The organism is Romboutsia sp. (assembly GCF_056995035.1).
In genome coordinates this window covers 1-19,086 of the sequence record NZ_JBXKIW010000015.1, presented here as the reverse complement: position 1 = coordinate 19,086, position 19,086 = coordinate 1, and the positions used below count along the sequence as shown (strand labels likewise).

13 protein-coding genes, 1 pseudogene and 1 riboswitch are annotated in these 19,086 nt (G+C 26.6%); of the genes and pseudogenes, 9 read left to right on the top strand and 5 right to left on the bottom strand.

Going from position 1 to position 19,086, the window contains the following annotated elements:
- Both AC11VW_RS01590 and AC11VW_RS01585 read left to right on the top strand, forming a co-directional pair.
- Positions 1 to 275: pseudogene (locus tag AC11VW_RS01590) on the top strand (MFS transporter); the annotation flags it as partial.
- 117 nt (positions 276 to 392) lie between these two features.
- Positions 393 to 2,717, top strand: a complete 2,325-nt coding sequence (locus AC11VW_RS01585; RefSeq protein ID WP_484299643.1) for a PAS domain-containing sensor histidine kinase — start codon at positions 393 to 395, stop codon at positions 2,715 to 2,717.
- Between the two features lie 104 nt (positions 2,718 to 2,821).
- Here the strand turns inward: AC11VW_RS01585 and AC11VW_RS01580 are convergent, their stop codons facing one another.
- From AC11VW_RS01580 to AC11VW_RS01570, 3 genes are all read right to left on the bottom strand, one after another.
- Positions 2,822 to 4,912, bottom strand: coding sequence for a PocR ligand-binding domain-containing protein (locus AC11VW_RS01580; protein WP_484299642.1), 2,091 nt, complete (start codon positions 4,910 to 4,912; stop codon positions 2,822 to 2,824).
- 388 nt (positions 4,913 to 5,300) lie between these two features.
- Entirely contained in the window at positions 5,301 to 6,680 is a 1,380-nt protein-coding gene (locus AC11VW_RS01575; RefSeq protein ID WP_484299641.1) for a peptide MFS transporter, read from the bottom strand.
- Positions 6,681 to 6,978: 298 nt separating this feature from the next.
- A complete protein-coding gene (locus AC11VW_RS01570) occupies positions 6,979 to 7,263 on the bottom strand; it encodes a hypothetical protein (RefSeq protein WP_484299640.1) in 285 nt (94 codons plus the stop codon).
- A gap of 486 nt (positions 7,264 to 7,749) precedes the next feature.
- Between AC11VW_RS01570 and AC11VW_RS01565 the strand changes: the two genes are divergently transcribed.
- Together AC11VW_RS01565 and AC11VW_RS01560 are read left to right on the top strand one after the other, a co-directional pair.
- Entirely contained in the window at positions 7,750 to 8,088 is a 339-nt protein-coding gene (locus AC11VW_RS01565; protein ID WP_484299639.1) for a cupin domain-containing protein, read from the top strand.
- A 1-nt stretch (position 8,089) separates the two neighbouring features.
- A complete protein-coding gene (locus AC11VW_RS01560) occupies positions 8,090 to 8,422 on the top strand; it encodes a cupin domain-containing protein (RefSeq protein WP_484299638.1) in 333 nt (110 codons plus the stop codon).
- A 411-nt stretch (positions 8,423 to 8,833) separates the two neighbouring features.
- Here AC11VW_RS01560 and AC11VW_RS01555 read toward each other — a convergent pair whose 3' ends face one another.
- Positions 8,834 to 10,768, bottom strand: a complete 1,935-nt coding sequence (locus tag AC11VW_RS01555) for an FUSC family protein (protein WP_484299637.1) — start codon at positions 10,766 to 10,768, stop codon at positions 8,834 to 8,836.
- Between the two features lie 259 nt (positions 10,769 to 11,027).
- Here AC11VW_RS01555 and AC11VW_RS01550 point away from each other — a divergent pair, with 259 nt between their 5' ends.
- On the top strand, positions 11,028 to 11,630 hold the full coding sequence (locus tag AC11VW_RS01550) for a TetR/AcrR family transcriptional regulator (protein WP_484299636.1): 603 nt from the start codon (positions 11,028 to 11,030) through the stop codon (positions 11,628 to 11,630).
- Positions 11,631 to 11,727: 97 nt separating this feature from the next.
- Positions 11,728 to 12,783 carry a DMT family transporter gene (locus tag AC11VW_RS01545; RefSeq protein ID WP_484299635.1) on the top strand — a complete coding sequence of 352 codons (1,056 nt, stop codon included), beginning with the start codon at positions 11,728 to 11,730 and terminating at the stop codon, positions 12,781 to 12,783.
- 100 nt (positions 12,784 to 12,883) lie between these two features.
- On the opposite strand, the gene AC11VW_RS01540 is transcribed toward AC11VW_RS01545, so the two are convergent.
- Positions 12,884 to 14,254, bottom strand: a complete 1,371-nt coding sequence (locus AC11VW_RS01540) for an alanine/glycine:cation symporter family protein (protein ID WP_484299634.1) — start codon at positions 14,252 to 14,254, stop codon at positions 12,884 to 12,886.
- A 225-nt stretch (positions 14,255 to 14,479) separates the two neighbouring features.
- Positions 14,480 to 14,568, bottom strand: a riboswitch (glycine riboswitch).
- Positions 14,569 to 14,996: 428 nt separating this feature from the next.
- On the opposite strand from AC11VW_RS01540, the gene AC11VW_RS01535 reads away from it, so the two are divergent.
- From AC11VW_RS01535 to AC11VW_RS01525, 3 genes are all read left to right on the top strand, one after another.
- Positions 14,997 to 16,853, top strand: a complete 1,857-nt coding sequence (locus tag AC11VW_RS01535; RefSeq protein ID WP_484299633.1) for a BglG family transcription antiterminator — start codon at positions 14,997 to 14,999, stop codon at positions 16,851 to 16,853.
- 189 nt (positions 16,854 to 17,042) lie between these two features.
- Positions 17,043 to 17,963: a 1-phosphofructokinase gene (gene pfkB / locus AC11VW_RS01530; RefSeq protein ID WP_484299632.1), complete on the top strand. Its 921-nt coding sequence runs from the start codon at positions 17,043 to 17,045 to the stop codon at positions 17,961 to 17,963.
- A 22-nt stretch (positions 17,964 to 17,985) separates the two neighbouring features.
- Positions 17,986 to 19,086, top strand: a 1,101-nt coding sequence (locus tag AC11VW_RS01525; protein WP_484299631.1) for a fructose PTS transporter subunit IIA, incomplete at its 3' end; no start/stop codon positions are given.

The window sequence follows — 19,086 nt, the reverse complement described above, 5'->3', positions numbered from 1 at the left end:
TTATATTTACTATGAGGTCGGTATTCTTTGCACCTATGGAAGAAATAGGAGTGCCAAGAGAAATAACAGGTTCAGCAATGGCGATAGGTAGTTTTATTGGTTATGCACCTACAATGTTTTGCTTTTCTTTATACGGTAAAATATTAGATAAAACACCAGGGATAACAGGTTATAAACATATGTTTATAATTATGGCAGCTTTTGCAATAATGGGGTTTGTAATAAGCAGTTTTCTTTGTAAAGTAATTGATAAGAAAAATACAAAAGCACTCTAAATGAGTGCTTTTTATGTTTGAATGTAATGAAGAATTTTGTTAGAAATTAAATAAATTTTGTATCTTATTGAATAATCTGTAAATATAAAATAAAATGGAGGTGGGGTGAGATTATTTATGAATAATGCGAATTTTTATAAGGAGATTGTAAAACAGTCTCCATTTGGATATTTTTACGGTCGACTAATTAAAGATAATAATGGGAATGTTATTAATTTTAAAATATTAGATATAAATTCTAAATTTAAAAATATAGTTAAATTAAAAGAAGAAGATATTTTAGGAAAAAGTATATTAGATATTTTACCTTCCTTTATTAATGAAAGTTTTGATTGGTTTAATTTTTTTGAAAATATAAAAAGTAATGGTGGAAGTAGTACGACAGAGCAATTTATAAAATCTTTTAATGGTTTTTTTAAAGTACATGTTTTTTCTCAGAAAGATGATTATTTTGTAATACAGCTAATAGAAATACATAAAGAATATGAATTTATGAAGGTTTTAATAGATAGTTTACCATTTGCTGCTTGGGCTAAGGATAAATATGGTAAATATATTTATATTAACAAAAAACATGAAGAAGAAAGAGGACTTACATTTGATAATATAATAGGTAAAACTGACTTTGAGGTTTGGCCTTTTAATTTAGCAATGCAATTTGAAGAAGAAGACAAGGAAACAATGACAAAAGGAAATATAAAAAATATATATAAATTTTCTTTTAATAATACGTGGGTTCAATCCTATAAAGTAGCTATAAATGATGAAGAGGGAAATATAATTGGAACTATAGGTTTTTCTATAGATATTAATGAAGAAAAAAGAATAAAAAGTCAGATAGAACAGGCAAATAAAGTTTTGAAAATTTTAATTAATTCAATTCCAGATCATGTTTTCTATAAGGATTTAAATGGAACTTATTTGTTGATAAATGATAGTACTGCTAAAGAATTTCATGGAAAAAGTGAAGATCAGCTTATCGGAAAAACTGATAGAGAATTAATTGATGATAGGGAAGTTGTAGAACGTTTTACATATCAGGATAAGGAAGTTGTTAAAGAAGGTAAGATAAAGATATATGAAGAATCTAATAAATTAAAAAATGGTAATGTTATAGATTGTGAAGTTATAAAGGCTCCTGTCTTTGATGAAAATAATAATGTAATTGGAATTTTAGGTATTTCAAGAGATATAACACATAGAACAATTGCGGAACAGAAGTTAAAGGAAAGTGAAGAAAAGTTCCGTCAGCTTGCAGAAAATATAGATGGTGTATTTTTAATAAGAGAAGGCAAAAAGATGATTTATGTAAGTACAGGATATGAAAAAGTATTTGGTAGAAGTTGTAAAAGCTTATATGAAGATATTGAATCTTTTGGAGATACTATTCATCCTGAAGATAAAGATAGATATATAAACAATAAAAACGGACATATTGCTTCTAAAGATTGGGATAAGTTTTTAAATTCTATAGAAAATAAAGATTTTGATGAAACTTTTAGGATAATAAGACCAGATGGACAAATTAGATGGATATGGTTTAGAGGTTTTCCTATAAGAGGTGAAAACGAAAATAGAGCTAGAAAAGTAGGTATAATGCAGGATATTACAACTATAAAGGAAACTGAAAGAGAACTTGAAAGGTTGAGAACTGAATTTTTTGCAAACCTATCACATGAGTTTAGGACACCTTTAAATTTAATATTTAGTTCACTACAATTGATAGAACTTAAATTAAAAGGAATCACTTGTGATAATATTATTAACTTTGCAAGGTATACAAATATTATTAGACAAAATAGCTTTAGACTTTTAAGGCTTGTTAATAATCTTATTGATACAACTAAAATTGATGCAGGTTATGAGGAGTATTGTCCTAAAAACTACGATATAGTTAAGTATGTAAAAGACATATGTAATTCAGTAGCTGGATTTGCAAAGGAAAAGAATATAGAAGTTATATTTAATTGTGAGATAGAAGAAAAGATAATTTCCTTTGATTTAGATAAAATGGAAAGAATAATGCTAAATTTATTATCTAATGCTATTAAATATAATATTTTAGGTGGGAAAATAGAGATTTTTATATCTCCTAGTGAAGCGTTTATTGAGATTTATGTTAAAGATACAGGTATAGGTATACATGAGGACAAACTTAATTATGTTTTTGAAAGGTTTAAGCAGGTACATGATAGATTAACTAAGGTTAGTGAAGGAAGCGGTATAGGATTATGTTTAGTTAAATCTCTTGTTGAAATGCATGGAGGTACAATTAAAGTAAAAAGTAATGTAGGTGAGGGGACAGAATTTATAGTAAAATTGCCTAATATTATAATAAATGAAAGTAAAGAAACAATGGTAAATAGAAATCAAATACAATCAAACTCAAGGGTGGAAAGAGTACAAATAGAATTATCTGATATTTATGGACTTAATATATAGTACAAACCAAGAGGATGCTAAGTATTATTAGTAAGAGCATAAAAGGCTTAAATATAATATACTGTAGATAGATTTGTGTAAAAACAAATTTATCTACAGTGTTTTTATGTAAAGTATATATCAGAAAATTCTATATTTATTTTTTCTATTTTAGTATCTTGTTTTTTATATAGTTCTTTATAAGGACTATATGTTTCTTCATAATCTAAGGTGTTTGTAGGAAGTTCAATTATAAATTCACTACCTTCTCCATAAATACTGTTGGCTTTAATAGAACCATTGTGCATTTCAACAAGGGATTTAACAAGTGATAGGCCAATACCACTACCCTCATGATCTCTTATAAATGATTTGTTTACTTGTTTAAAACGCTCAAATATTATATCTAATTTATTTTTTTCAATTCCGATGCCTGTATCTACGACAGAAATAAGTATATTATCCCCCTTATCTTGTAAACTTACGAATATGTTATCTCCAGGTTTTGTAAACTTAATTGAATTGGAAAGTAAGTTCAAAATAATTCTTTCAATAGTGTCTGGGTCACAGCATATAAATTTTTCTTCTATATCAGTATCGAATATAAGATTTAAATTTTTAATTTCTACATAGTCTGCAATAGATAGGGTTATATCTTCTACTAAACTTACAATATTACATTTATCCATATTTAGACTTAGATATCCTGCATCTATTTTTGTAATGTCTATTAAATTATTTACTAGCCTTAACAACCTATAGCAATTTTGTTTCATTCCTTTTTTACAATTCATTATTTTATCTATATTTTCAGAAACTAAACCCTTAGATAAATAAGATTCTACTAGTTGTAAAGAACTAAATATTATGTTTAAAGGAGTTTTCAACTCGTGAGAAATGTTTGCAAAAAATTCAGTAAGTCTTTTTTCTTCATTTACTCTTTCTGTTATATCTAATCCCATGCTAATAATATTTTTCACAGAACCATCTTTATTTGTAAGTATTTGGTTAATCCAAAGAATATTAATTAAATCTCTATTTTTGCAAAGAATAGAACCTTCTTGTTGAATTACATTTGCACTTGGTTTTTTTATATAGTTTAATATTTTTTCTCCTATTTCTCTTAGTGGGGTATATATCCATTTATAGCCTAAAACTTCTTTTTTTGAATATCCACAAATTTTTTGGCCCTGTTTGTTAAATTTAACTAAAGATCCATCTTTATCCCAAACGCATATAATAATATTTGAATTATCTATAATAGTATTAGAAAGATATTGTTCTTTTTCTAATAGTTCTTCTGCAGACTTTTTATAAGATAAATCTGTTAAAGAACCTGATATTCTTATAGCACTACCTTCAGTGTGAAAAACAGCAGATCCACGGATTAAAACCCATTTATAATTATTATATTTTGTTTTTATACGAACTTCTTGATAAAAATGATCACTTTTACCTTTTAAATGTTCAATGTATTTTTCTCTATAATAGGGTCTATCTTCAGGATGAACAAGATCAATAAAATAAGCAATTAAAGAATTCATTTCATCAAATGTATATCCTAAAATCTCTAAAAATCTATCTGAAGCGAAACCTGTCTTATCTACAAAACACCAGTCCCAAATTCCATCATTAGAACCACAAATAGCAAGCCTATAGCGTTCATCAGAAAATTTAAGTTTATTTTGAGCTTCTAAAAGCTTTAGTTGTCTTAATCCCATGTCTCCAACCATCTGTGCAAAGTCCTTAAGAAAATTAATTGTTTTCTCATATTCTTCTTTATCAACAACTTGAATATCTTTTAATGCATCAAGATAAGACTCTTCATCAAAACCAAATTCATTAGCTTGTTTTTTGAAATATTCTATATCTGGCTCTTCAAACAAAACTTGACCTACAAATATTGTAGCGAGAAATGTGCCGTCTACTACAATAGGTGCTCCCATATCTACTAATCCATTTTTACAACGAAAGTTTACAATGTCATTTCCATTTTTAAATTGATCTAATATATATTTATCGCTTTCAATACAACGCTTTTCAGATTCAGGATTTACTCTATGAAATTTTGTACAAACATTTGTCCATTTTGTCATAGTCAATATTGTTCCATTTCTTGAAACAACACCTGAACTAATGCCTGTTGCATTATAAAAACTATCAAGTAGTTTTTGAAGTTGAGATATATCTATAAGGTCAGATAGTTCGTAATCCATTTTTAGCCTCCATAATAATTAGAATATCTTTATATATATATATATAATTCTACATATTATACAAAAATCCTCTCTAAGTTTTATTAAAATTTAAATATTTGGAAAAAGAATATGAGAATTAGTAACGTTATATATAAAACATTACATGACATTGGTTTTCATTAATGAATTGATTATAATAATCATTAGGAAACATTGCTTTGTATTTAATAATTTACACAATAATAATGAAAAGGGAAGAAAAATTGAAAATACCGAGATGAGATTTCTTAAAATAGTGCATAGCATAAACTAAATTAAGCTACCTTTCTCCTATTGATTACAGGAGAAAGGTAGCTTAGTTTTTTTATAAAAAATTTATTTTTGTATGATTTTTTAATTGTATATATTATTCTTCCATCATAGAAATAAGTTTCTTTCTTAGTGTTAATAATATCAATCCACATACTATAACAGCTGCTGCTATAGTACCGAATACTTGGATATGTCCAAGTTTTTCAACGTAAGAAGCTATATATCCACCAATTATATTAGCAAAGAAACTAGCCATTAGCCAAACTCCCATAAGTAAAGATGCTAATTTAGGAGGTGCCATTTTACTTACCATTGAAAGTCCTACTGGAGATAAACAAAGCTCACCAAGTGTGTGTAAGAAGTAAGTTCCAACAAGCCATATCATACTTGCTTTTACAGTTACGTCATTTCCAGCATCTCCTCTTTGTAAACCAGCTCCAACCATTAATAAGAAACCAAGACCAAGAAGAATCATACCAAAAGCCATTTTTACAGGTGTTGGTAAATCTCCACGCTTTGAATTAGCTAATTTTGTCCATACCATTGACATAATTGGTGCAAGTATAACTATTAATACTGGGTTTAATGATTGGAACCAAGATACAGGTATTTCTGTTCCAAATGCATTTCTATTTATAAAATCTTGAGTATATATTGTAAGTGAACTTCCTGCTTGTTCAAACCCTGCCCAGAATACTACTACGAAAGCTGCTAATATGAATATAACTGCAGTTCTTTCTTTTTCTTTCTTAGTAAGAGGTGCATTTGAAACTTCACTATTTTTATCATTAGTTTTTTGTTGTGAAACTGGGTATTTACCTATGTCACCAAGATATTTATTTGATAAAGCATTAAATAATATTTGTCCTACTATCATACCTATAGCAGCTGCTAAGAAACCATATTTAAATCCATAATGCATTATCACATCACCTTGTTTTTGTGCAAAAATACCTTCTGCTAAAGTACCACATACAAGTGGAGCTAAGAATGCACCTAAGTTAATTCCCATATAGAATATTGTGAATGCACCATCTCTTCTTTTATCTCCATCTGCATATAATTTACCAACTAATGTTGATATATTTGGTTTAAAGAAACCGTTACCAATTATAAGTAAGAATAAGCCTAAATATAAGAACGTTTTACTTTGGCCTGCAAATAATGTAAGTTGACCAAGAGCCATTGTTATACCACCGATAGTTACCGCTTTTCGTTGTCCTAAATATCTATCAGAAAGCCATCCTCCTATTAGTGGAGTGAAATAAACAAAGCCTGTAAAATAACCATAAAGAAGTGTTGCACTTTGTGCACTAAATCCTAGACCACCTTTTATTAATTCTGTAGTTAAATACATAACTAATAAAGCTCTCATCCCATAATAACTAAATCTTTCCCACATTTCTGTGAAGAATAGTAAATACAACCCAGGCGGATGTTTAACTTTTGTATCATTCGATTTCGTTGTTTGCATAATATTGCCCCCTTATTAAATTTTGATTTTCGAATTATTTTTAACTTTTTTAATTTAATGATTTCTAAAACATTTTAACATGCATTTGTCTGAATTACAAGTAATTTTAAAAAGATACTGAAAATTACAATAAGTAAGAAAAAAATATCGAATGATAAAATAAAATTGAAATCTAGCAAACTAATTAATATATATGGAAAACAATAAGGATTATATTGTCTAATTTTTATAATAAAAACCCTAGAAAGCCAATATATAGGTTTTCTAGGGTTAGTGTACATAGATAGAAACATTACTCCTATCTATTTTCAGATTTGTCTAGTAGTTTTTGTAGCTTGCTAGCTTGCATACCTGATTCTTCAGCAAATTGTTTAAATAGACTACTAACTTCATTATTATCTACTTTTTTAGAAAATGTTTCATAATCACGTACATTTTCTTGGGCATCGAGAAGTTTTTTCACAATTACATCTCTAGTATTTAAATTCATTTGAAATACCTCCATATTGTTAATATTATTTTGTTTCTTAATAAATAATTTCTTGAATTCTGTATAGATAAGCGCTATATCCAGTTCTAGCAATTGTTTTATCTGCAAGTGCTTATACAGTATTAGTACCTTTTCTTATTGATTCATGATTTCCAAACGATTGTAATATCTATTCAGCTATATGTATATTAAATGTTTATTACATACTTATTTTAATCTTTTTTTAAAAAAATATTCTCAAAGAATTTTAATATATAAATAATAGAAATACTAAATATGATTATAATCACATATGTACCTTTATTTAATTTGTATGACTAAATAAGAAATATAAATGCTAAAAACGGAAGTATTTTAAAATACATGATTGTAATACGTTGTTAGATTTGCAAACTGTAATACTCATTTTATGCACTAGGAGTTACTATAATTCAAATTGTATCTGCGATTATACTAAGAATGGTTCTTTTATAGGTTATGATTAAGCAAGTATATATTTCTTTGATAAATGGAAACAATAATAAAAAAATGTATAATTGCCTAGTCTTTAAGATTTATAAATAAAAGGAGAAGATATAAATGAATGAATTAATAAAAAATATAGAAAAAGCAAAACCTGTAGATTTTGAAAATTTAGTAGTTGCAAAAGAAGGTCAAATAGAATCAGTTACATTAGCTCAAAAAAAAGGTGTTGGAATCACTGCATTTGCATTTGGGAAAGGTGAAGGGGTAGGTCCACATGCAGCTAAAGGAGATGCTCTTATATACATAACTGATGGTGTTGCTACAGTAAAAATTGGAGATGAGACTATGGAGGCTGTCAAAGGGCAGATGGTAGTTATGCCAGCTAATATTCCTCATCAAGTAACAGCTAAAGAAAATATGTCAATGCTTCTGGTAGTAGTTAAGGAGGACTAATATGAAATATCTTAAAAATATTAAGCCTTATGAACCAATACATATAAATGAAATAGTAAGTCATAGGGGAAACCAAATAGCTAGTAAAGCTTTAATAAATAATGAGAATGTAGAAATAAGATTTTTCTCTCTTGCAAAGGGAGAAAGTATAGATAAAGAATACTATGAAATGGAAACCTTATTTATAATGATTGAAGGAAGTATTAAAATTGTATATAAAGAAAATGATGAAGTAATTATAAAAACAGGTGATATAATTGCACTAGAATCAGATATAGACTATGGATTAGAAGTTCTAGACAATTCTAAAATGTATAACATACTAGTAAAATAGACGAAGGCTGTACTTAATATAAGTGCAGCTTAATTAATTTAAACTAAGAATTTACTAATATCATCATTTGAATAGTTTCGCTAGGGGATAATTTTATAAATAAAATTTACCTTGTGAGATATTTTTTCAAGCTTTTATGAAAGGAGGCAAGAATCAAAAACAAGTGTGATATGATTTGTAAGTATTAGAATACTTGAAGTTTGCATTAATGAAATTATAGTCAATATGGTATATATAGACTTAATAAAATAGGGCTTACTATGATAAAGTAAGCCCTTGTTGCGTATTTTAAGAAAAGTACGTCATAACCATATAATTAGTACTAAAAAAGCATTTTTGCAAGTTATGCTTATAATAAGAGAATTGAAATTTAAAAATATTTTCACATATCATTTATAGTAAGGAAACTCATTACAGATTATTCAAATTAGTAATAACTTTTTCACCTGATAAATTTATGTTTTTAACATCTGAGTAGATTTTATACATGCTTATTACTATTAATCTTTCAGCATCACTACTTAGTGAATTAAAGATTTCTTTTGCTTTATCATCAAAATTATTGTCAGTAATATTTGTTTTAAAATTCATTGCTATTGATTTTACAAAAGCAGCATTATTATCTACATAATTACTTGTTTTGAATAAAAAGCTTACATCAGTAATAAAATTACTTTGTTCACTTAATAGATTTTCAATATCATTACATTTTAATTCTTTATTATTATAATTGATTCTTCTCCAATAATAATTATCAGCAAGTAGCATAATCTCTAACTTATTTTTATCTATGTTATCCTTCTCTAATTCATTTAAAATACTTTGATTTAAATCTATATATTTTAATATAGTATTTTTAGTATCATCTTTTAACTTATAAGGGAAGAAAACATTCATTATTATTGCTGTAACAATTACACCTATTAAACTAAACAGCACTCTATATTCAGTCAACATAAAAACTGCATTATTTGGATACATTATTTGAATACCTAATATAGCGTTAAATGTTATAAATATACATCTCGTATTATAAGGTACTATAACTGTTGAAGCATACGCAGATATAAGTAATAAAATTATCATCCAAACTATATTACCATTTATGAATAAGTTTATTATATTAAATAAAATAGCTCCTATAATAGTGCCTATTATCCTATCTTTAGCTCTTTCCTTGTTAAATTCAGCATTTGGGAATAACACTATTACTATTGTATATATAGCCCATTGTCCTTGATAGATATGAAAATAATTTACTATAAAAACAGATAAAGAAATTAATATGGATGCTTTTATTGCTAAATTAAATCTTAATGAATTCATTTTAAAATTATTTTTAAGTCCATACATATTTTCTTTAATTAATTTTAATAATTTAATTCTTTCATTTATATAAACAGATTTAATATTATCCATATCTTCTATAGATTTATAAATTTCTTCTATTGAAGCTTTTAAACTATAATAATTATACTTGTCTATATCATTTGCTATTTTATCTGTTTCTAGGTTATGATGATACTTTTTTAAGTTATCTTTTAAATTTTCTAAACTATCTTCATTTAATATATATAATTTTATGTCTTCAAATATTTTTTTTATATTTTCTAGAAGAATTATGTTGCTTTCTTTTTTCTTTACAATAGGAAGATTTGTATTAATTTTTTTTAATAAAACTATTATTATATCTTTTATATAAATACTGTCTAATTCCTTTTTAGAATTGAACATTCTTTCATATATCTTGAGTTCTATATTTTTCAATCTAATATTTAGAGATTTATTTTTATCATTTATTTCTTCATCAGCTAAAATCAAATCTATTTCTTCTTTTATTGAATCTATAACACTTATAATTTCTTTATTTACAACAGCATTAAAGTTATACTTAGATAAAGTATAATATAATAGCATTATTACTATTCCTGAGAATGCAAGAGCAACTAACCTCATAGGCATATCATTCAACGGAACTGGGGAATATACTAACATTAAATATGTTATGATAAATCCAATACTTTTTGAGGCCTTAGCATCATAACTAAATAAATAGTAAATAATGAAACTTATAAAAAATGTAAGAATTAATCCTAAAAAGGAATTTAGAATTGCCATATATGCAAAAACTCCTATAAGGACATTTATTATAGCAAGTAATAGAGTGGTAGTTGCTATATTAGCAGTATAATCTTCTCCAAACATAGTTGTCGCTATAATAACTGCTCCTACTCCAACTACCAAGTTGTTTCTTCCAAATATACAAAATATCAAAACAGCTGCTAAAGCTATTAAAAATATTTTCATCCTAATTAAAGTTAAATTATTTTTTGTATTACTTTTCATATTACATCACACCTTTGCAGTTATTTTTTATTACTTCGTATAATTATAAATTTTATTTAGAAAAATAATAAAGAATTAATTTTCATAAAAAATCCTTCTTTGATAAATACGATGTAGAAACATGAACTTTAGTTCATATTTTATTTTAATATTTCAAATAAAGAAAGTCAACTAAAACTGAAATTTAGTTCATATTTATTGATTAATATATTAGATAAATATATAATTATAATAATAATGTGTAGGAATAGGTGATTATATGCAACAAAACATAAGAGAGCCCAAACAAAAAAGGGCTATAGAAAAAAAAGAAAGTCTTATAAATGCAGCTTTTCAGTTATTTAATGAAAAAGGTTTTTATAATACGAATTCAAAGGAAATTGCAAAAAAAGCAGGAGTATCAACGGGATTATTTTATAATTATTTTAATGATAAAAGTAATATTTTTTTAGAAATATTAAATAGAATATCTGAGAAAAAATATCTAGAATTAGAAAAAATCTTAGAAAAACTATCTAAAGAAAATGATAAAAGACAAATATTAAAAAATTTTTTTATTGAAAATATAGAACTCTTATCTGAGTTGGCTTTTATTTATAAAGATATAGAAACAATAAAAAAAGAATATGAAGAAATAGGAGAATATAATGATAAAAAGAAACAACGTGTAAAAGATTTAATTATGAATTTTTTTGATGAAATTAATAATAAAGAAAATATAAAAAATCTAGATATAAAATGTGAAATAATACTAACAACCATAGATGCAAATTATATTTTAATATCAAAATTAGAAAATAAAGATGATAAGATGAAATTCATAGATGAGATGGTATGCCTAATATATGATTATATGTTTTAAACTTTTCATAAGTTATTTCACAAAAATATTCTAACAAAAAATAAACATAGAATATAATGATATTAGAATTTAAACATTCAAAAGGGGAGAAAAGAGTATGATAAAATCAAAACAATATGTAGCGGTGTTTCAAGCAATTCTTGCAGCTGCATTGTTTGGAATAAGTTCACCAGTATCTAAGTTTTTACTAGAAAAAATACCTCCTATGATTATGGCGGCTCTACTATATCTTGGAGCAGGTATTGGTATGTTACTTATGAGTTTGATAAAAAACTCAACGGGAGCCAAACATAAAGAAGCTAGAATTGGAATAAAAGAGCTTCCATTTACTGTAGGGATGATAGTCTTAGATATTGCTGCACCAATATTTTTGATGATTGGGTTAAGCAAGACCACAGCTTCAAATGCTTCGTTATTGAATAACTTTGAGATTGTGGCTACATCTCTTATTGCTTTATTAATCTTTAAAGAATCAATTGGCAAAAGGCTATGGATAGCAATTTTCTTTATTACTGCTTCAAGTATTATTTTATCAGTAGCAGACTTTAGTAGTTTTTCATTTTCAATAGGTTCAATATTTGTTTTGCTAGCCTGTATGTGTTGGGGATTTGAAAACAATTGTACAAGAATGATGTCTTTAAAAGACCCTATGCAAATAGTAGTTATTAAAGGATTAGGATCTGGAGTAGGGTCGCTTATGATAGCATTTTTAACTAAAGAATATGCAAGTGATATAGGGTATATATTTATAGCCTTGATTCTAGGTTTCTTTGCTTATGGGTTAAGTATATTCTTTTATATAACTGCACAGAGAGAATTAGGAGCAGCAAGAACTAGTGCGTATTATGCTGTTGCACCTTTTATTGGTGTAGGACTATCCCTTTTAATGTACAATGAAACAGTAACATGGAATTTTGTTATTGCAGTTATTCTAATGATTTTTGGTGCGTATTATGCTGCTGTAGAAAAACATAAACATAATCATATTCATGAAATTATTCAGCATGAGCATAGACATAATCATAATGATGGTCATCACAATCATACTCATAAGGATTTTAAAAATAAAGAACATAGTCATGAACATAGCCATGAGTCAATAGAACACACTCATAACCATACTCCAGATATGCATCATTCTCACTCACATTAATCTAGAAAAAATCATCAAAAAGTATCTTACTAAATATTTTAATAAATCATACTATAAAGAGAACCTAGTGTGTAATCACACACTAGGTATTTTGAGCATTCTATAGATTTGTGTGAATATAATTTTCTTTCTTAGATGTTAAATAATCCATATAAACATTAGTTTCAGAAACAACCACAGGCATAAGGTAAAGCAGAGCAATCAAGTTAGGAATAGCCATAAGACCATTTACAATATCTGCAATTATCCAAACTACTTCTAATTTTAAAAATGATCCAAGCAATACCATAAAAACAAAAATAATTCTATAACCATTTATACCTTTAGTACCAAATAAAAACTCAAAACATCTTTCACCATAATAACTCCACCCTAGTATAGTAGTAAAAGCAAACAAACTTAAACTAAGTGTTAAAAATAAAGGCCCAATACCAGGAAGTACACTTTCAAAAGCACTTTGAGTCATAAGAGCACCATTTAAATTTCCATGCCAAACACCTGACAATATAAGTGAAAAACCAGTAAGAGAACAAATAATTAAACTATCTATAAAAGTACCAGTCATAGAAATAAGACCTTGTTCAGCCGGCCACTCAGTCTTAGCAGCAGCAGCAGCAATAGGTGCACTACCAAGTCCTGATTCATTAGAAAATACACCACGAGCGATACCATTTCGAATAGCCATAGAAACACTAGCACCTACAAATCCACCAAAGGCAGAAGTAGGAGTAAAAGCACTTTTTATTATCAACATAAAAGTAGATGGTATTTTATCAAATGAACTTACAAGAATTAATAAGCACATCAATATATAAATAACAGACATAAAAGGAACTACTGTAGTTGAAACTTTAGATATATTTTTAAGTCCTCCAAATACAATTAAAGCAACAAGTAAGGCTAAAATAATTCCAGTTATTCTAGGGTCAACTCCAAAACTTCCATTAAGAGAATCAGTTATAGAATTAACTTGAGTGAAAGTACCAATACCTAAAAGTGCAACTAACACACCACTTACAGCAAAGAAAATTGCAAGAGGTTTGTACTTATTACCCATACCATTTACGATATAATACATGGGCCCACCAGATACTTGTCCGTTTTTGTCTTTAGTTCTATATTTTATAGCAAGTACACCTTCAGCATATTTAGTAGCCATACCAAAGAATGCAGCAATCCATAGCCAAAATAATGCACCAGGACCTCCAACTTTTATAGCAGTAGCAACACCAACTATATTTCCAGTACCAATAGTAGCAGCAAGAGCTGTACATAAAGCACCGAAGCTAGAAATATCACCACTACCACTGTTTTCAGCTTTAAAAATTAGCTTTAGAGCAGTAGGAAGCTTAGTAATTTGTAAAAATCCAAGCTTAAAAGAAAATAAGATACCAGTACCAACTAATAGTACAAGTAAAGGTGGACCCCATATGAAAGAGTTCATTTGGTTTAAAACATCAATTAAATTCATAAAAATACACTCCTTAATATTTTTCGCTCACGATTTAAATTTGATAAAATACAAAATTTATATATTTTAACATCAAAGAGCGAAGTGAATTTTATGCCCTAGTAAATCAATAGAGTAAAATGAATTAATTGACAGGTAGATTAAAAAAAGCTAAATCTAGCATAGATTTAGCTCTGGATAAACGACATACTATAAAAAGGTACTCAAAAAAAGTACTAAGTATAGTATATAATCCCTGTCCTTTTGCCTGAGAGATTGAGCGTAATTGCCTTGCCCCTTCGGCGCCCATAATGGGTCTCTCCAGAGTTCCCTAAGCTTTACAGTCCTACTTTTTATAAAAGTACCTGAGAGTGTAACTCCTTCGGTGTGCCAAATTTAGCAACTCTTCTATAAAGCTTCAAGCGGGTATTGATTTGTTGTTAGCATTATTTATAATGATAATATAGAATATTGCGACAAATGTCAATGGAATATTTTAATTAGATATATTGTAAACTACCAATAAACAATTTATCATACAAAAAACTATAACACTAATAAAATATCTGGAGAATTTAGTAGTATTAAATAATTGTACAGCTAGAAAAATTAAATCAAACATTTGAAGTAAATGAAGAATATGTAAATGTAGCATTGAAGAAAATTATGATACTATAGAAGAGTATCTGTATAAGGAATTTAATCTTACAGAAGAATATATAAAATAGATTAGAAATAATTATTTAGAATAAAGGTGATTTTTGTGACGGTAAATATAACTCCAAGACAATTAAACATAATAAAGACATTGTCAGGTAATAGTAATGCAGTAAGTAGCATAGCTTTAAGTCAAGAAATAGGATGCTCAACAAAAACAATTCAAAGTGAAATAAAAGAGATAAATAAAGTTCTTAAAAATAGTAAAATAATGCCTGTAAGAGGTGTTGGATACAAAATAGAAGGAAACTTAGATGAATTGAATTTAAATACTAATATCTATAATGATATAGATCGAGTTATGTATATTATAAAAACAATGCTAAACTTAAGCACAACAAATGAAAATGCTATTAGATTAGACGATTTAGCAGACTCTATGTATGTAAGTGTATCTACTGTAAAAAATGATTTAAAAGAAGTTAAAAAAATATTAGGCAAATATAATATAAAAATAGCTACAAAGCACAAACAAGGAATAATTATATTAGGTGAAGAGAAAGATATTATAAAATGTATAGTAAGTTTGTATAATAAAAAAGATAATGAATTAAATATAAATGATTTTTTAACACAATATGTAAAAAATAATATATTTACTATAAATAAGATATTATTAGACTGTTTAGATGATGAAAAGTTAATTATAACTGATATAGAATTTAAAAATATCTTAAATAATATATTAATATCATTAAGCCGAAATATAGATCAAGATGTATATATATATAATTGCGATAAAGATAAATCTATTTATATAAATAAAAATAAAGAAGAATATTGTTTACAACAAGAAAAAAAGTATATAAAAAAATATATATTAAATTATAAAAGCAAAAAAGAATATATAATAAACAATAATGAAAATAAAGATATAATAATAAGTTCTATAAGACAATTTGTACAGGATTTAAAAATAGCAACATCTATAGATATTAGTAATGATAAAATATTTGAAGAATGCTTATATAATCATATAAATAATCTATATAAAAGACTCAAGTTAGACATAAATCAGTACACAATAGTTGTAAATGATATAAAAATAAAATACCCATTTGCCTTTGAGTTAGCCAAAATTGCTAAAAAAACAATAGAAAAATATTTAAATATAGAAATAAGTGAAGATGAAATTGCAAACATAGCCCTTCATGTTGGTGGGGCTTTAGAGAGAGCTTCACAAAACGATGAAAAAAAGGTACTAAAAACTATAATAGTTTGTACCTCAGGTATAGGTACATCAATGCTTATAAAATCAAAATTAGAAAATATATTTAAAGAAAAATTAGAAATTATTAAAATAATACCATCATACTTAGTAGATTATATAAATGCTATAGACGTTGATTTTGTAATATCAACAGTTCCATTAAGCTTAGAAGATATACCAGTAATAAATGTATCGCCAATGCTTACTAAAAAAGAAATAAAAATGATTGAAAAGTATATAGAAACTGAAAAAGTATATATAGATCTACAAATTAAAAATTTATTACAGCAAGACTTATTTTTTATAGATATTGATATGAATAGTAAAGAAGAAGTGATAAATTATATGTGCGATAAACTGTTAGAAAAGAATTATATAGATAATATAATGAAAGAATCTTATTTAGAAAGAGAAAGAATAGCAACAACAGAAATAGGAAATATGGTAGCTATTCCTCATGGTGCTAATGGATTAATAAATGAAAGTAAAATAGCAATAGGTATTTTAAAAAATCCTATACATTGGGAAATGGACAAAGTAAGATTAGTAATAATGTTGGCAGTTGATAAAGATAAAATATTAGATTATGAAGAATTATTTTTAGATATATATAAAAGAGTAGATTCTATATCAAAAGTAATAAGCATATGTGAAAATAAAAATTTTGACAAGTTTGTGAATATGTTTAAATAAGTAGCTTAACCTTAAAATTAAATAAAATAATGATAAATTTCTCTTTTAACTAAGAGAAATTTTTTAGCTTTCAGGGAAAATGATTTCAAGGTATCATAAATATAAAGATAAAAGTTATCAAACGTATAAAAGACAACGTAAATTAAGAACATAAACTACAAATATAAAGAGAAAATAGAGGTGAAAACTATGATATATACAGTAACTTTAAATCCTTCAATAGACTATATAGTTAAATTAAATAACTTAAATAGCGGTAATATAAATAGAACTAATGAAGAATACGTATATCCTGGTGGAAAGGGAATAAATGTATCTTTAATATTGAAAGAATTAGGACATAAAAGCACTGCATTAGGATTTATAAGTGGATTTACAGGAAAATATATAGAAAATATTTTAGAAGAAAAAGCACTGAATTTAGACTTCATAAAACTTGAAAATGGATTTACTAGAATAAATGTAAAAATAAAAGCGGATGAAGAAACAGAGATAAATGGACAAGGTCCACATGTATGTGAAGAGAAATTAAACGAATTATACGAAAAAATAGATAAATTAAATAGCGATGATATATTAGTTTTAGCAGGAAGTATACCATCAACTCTAGATGAAAAACTTTATGAAAATATAATGGATAGAATTAAAGAAAAAAATATCAAGGTAGTAGTAGATGCTACTAAAAATTTACTTTTAAATGTATTAAAGTATAATCCATTTTTAATAAAGCCAAACAATCATGAGTTAGAAGAAATGTTTGGTATAAAGCTAGAAAGTATAGATGATATAGTATTGTATGCAAATAAATTAAAAGATATGGGTGCACAAAATGTATTGATATCTATGGGAAAAGATGGAGCTATACTAGTTACAGAGGATGGAATGGTTTTAAGAAGTAATGTGGCTAAAGGTATCGTTAAAAATTCAGTTGGAGCAGGTGATTCTATGGTTGCTGGCTTTATTGCAGGTTATTTAAATAGTAATAAATATGAAGATGCTCTACATGTAGGAGCAGCAAGTGGAAGTGCAACAGCATTTTCTTATGATTTAGCAGAGAAAGATTTTATAAATAAATTAAAAAATGAAATAAGTATAGAAATTTTAAAATAATAAGTTCAGAAAGGAGATAAAAATGAGAATAACAGACTTAATAAATAAAAAATCGGTAGATTTAAATTTACAAGGGAAAAATAAGTTAGAAGTTATAGATAATCTTGTAGAGTTAGTAAACAACAGTGGGAATCTAAATAATAAAGAAGAATATAAAAAGGCTATAATAGCTCGTGAAAATATGAGTACAACAGGAATAGGTGAAGGGGTCGCAATACCTCATGCAAAAACTAAAGCAGTCAATAATGTATGTTTAGGCGTAGCAGTTTGTAAAGAGGGTATAGATTATGAAGCTTTTGATGGAAGTTTAGCAAATCTATTTTTTATGATAGCAGCACCAGATGGAGCTAATGATATTCATTTAGAAGTATTATCAAGATTATCAACAATACTTATGGATGAAAAATTTAGAGATGATTTAATAAATTCAAAATCAGTAGAAGCGCTTATTAAATTAATAGATAAAAAGGAAAGCGAGAAATTCCAAAATAAGAAATCAGTAGAAGAAGCATCTTCTACACAAAATCAAAACTCAATTTATCCAAAAGTACTTGCAGTAACAGCTTGTCCAACTGGAATAGCTCATACTTTTATGGCAGCAGAAAGCCTAAATAGAATGGGTGAGAAAAAAGGAGTTTCGATAAAAGTAGAAACAAATGGTTCATCAGGAGTCAAAAATATGTTAACTTCAGATGAAATAGAAAATGCAGAATGTATAATAGTAGCAGCTGATAAAAAAGTTGAAATGGCTAGATTTAATGGCAAAAAAGTTATTATAACTAAGGTTGCAAATGGAATACACAAAGCAGAAGAATTAATAGAAAGAGCATCTAAAGGAGACGCTCCAATTTATCATCACTCTGGAGAAAGTAGTTCTAGCGAAGGAAGTAATGAGGATGAAACTGCATTTAGAAAAATATATAAGCATTTAATGAATGGTGTATCAAATATGCTACCATTTGTTGTAAGTGGAGGAATACTTATAGCATTAGCATTTTTATTTGATGATTACACAATAAATCCAGCTAATTTTGGTTCAAATTTACCATTACCAGCTTTCCTTATATCAATAGGTAAAGCTGCATTTGGATTTATGTTACCAGTACTTGCTGGATATATTGCA

Bases quoted from the DNA above. Each gene is read 5' to 3' on its own strand.
- AC11VW_RS01555 (WP_484299637.1), bottom strand. From the start codon at position 10,768: ATGAAAAGTAATACAAAAAATAATTTAACTTTAATTAGGATGAAAATA.
- AC11VW_RS01545 (WP_484299635.1), top strand. From the start codon at position 11,728: ATGATAAAATCAAAACAATATGTAGCGGTGTTTCAAGCAATTCTTGCA.
- AC11VW_RS01585 (WP_484299643.1), top strand. From the start codon at position 393: ATGAATAATGCGAATTTTTATAAGGAGATTGTAAAACAGTCTCCATTT.
- pfkB (WP_484299632.1), top strand. From the start codon at position 17,043: ATGATATATACAGTAACTTTAAATCCTTCAATAGACTATATAGTTAAA.
- AC11VW_RS01550 (WP_484299636.1), top strand. From the start codon at position 11,028: ATGCAACAAAACATAAGAGAGCCCAAACAAAAAAGGGCTATAGAAAAA.
- AC11VW_RS01575 (WP_484299641.1), bottom strand. From the start codon at position 6,680: ATGCAAACAACGAAATCGAATGATACAAAAGTTAAACATCCGCCTGGG.
- AC11VW_RS01580 (WP_484299642.1), bottom strand. From the start codon at position 4,912: ATGGATTACGAACTATCTGACCTTATAGATATATCTCAACTTCAAAAA.
- AC11VW_RS01560 (WP_484299638.1), top strand. From the start codon at position 8,090: ATGAAATATCTTAAAAATATTAAGCCTTATGAACCAATACATATAAAT.
- AC11VW_RS01565 (WP_484299639.1), top strand. From the start codon at position 7,750: ATGAATGAATTAATAAAAAATATAGAAAAAGCAAAACCTGTAGATTTT.
- AC11VW_RS01540 (WP_484299634.1), bottom strand. From the start codon at position 14,254: ATGAATTTAATTGATGTTTTAAACCAAATGAACTCTTTCATATGGGGT.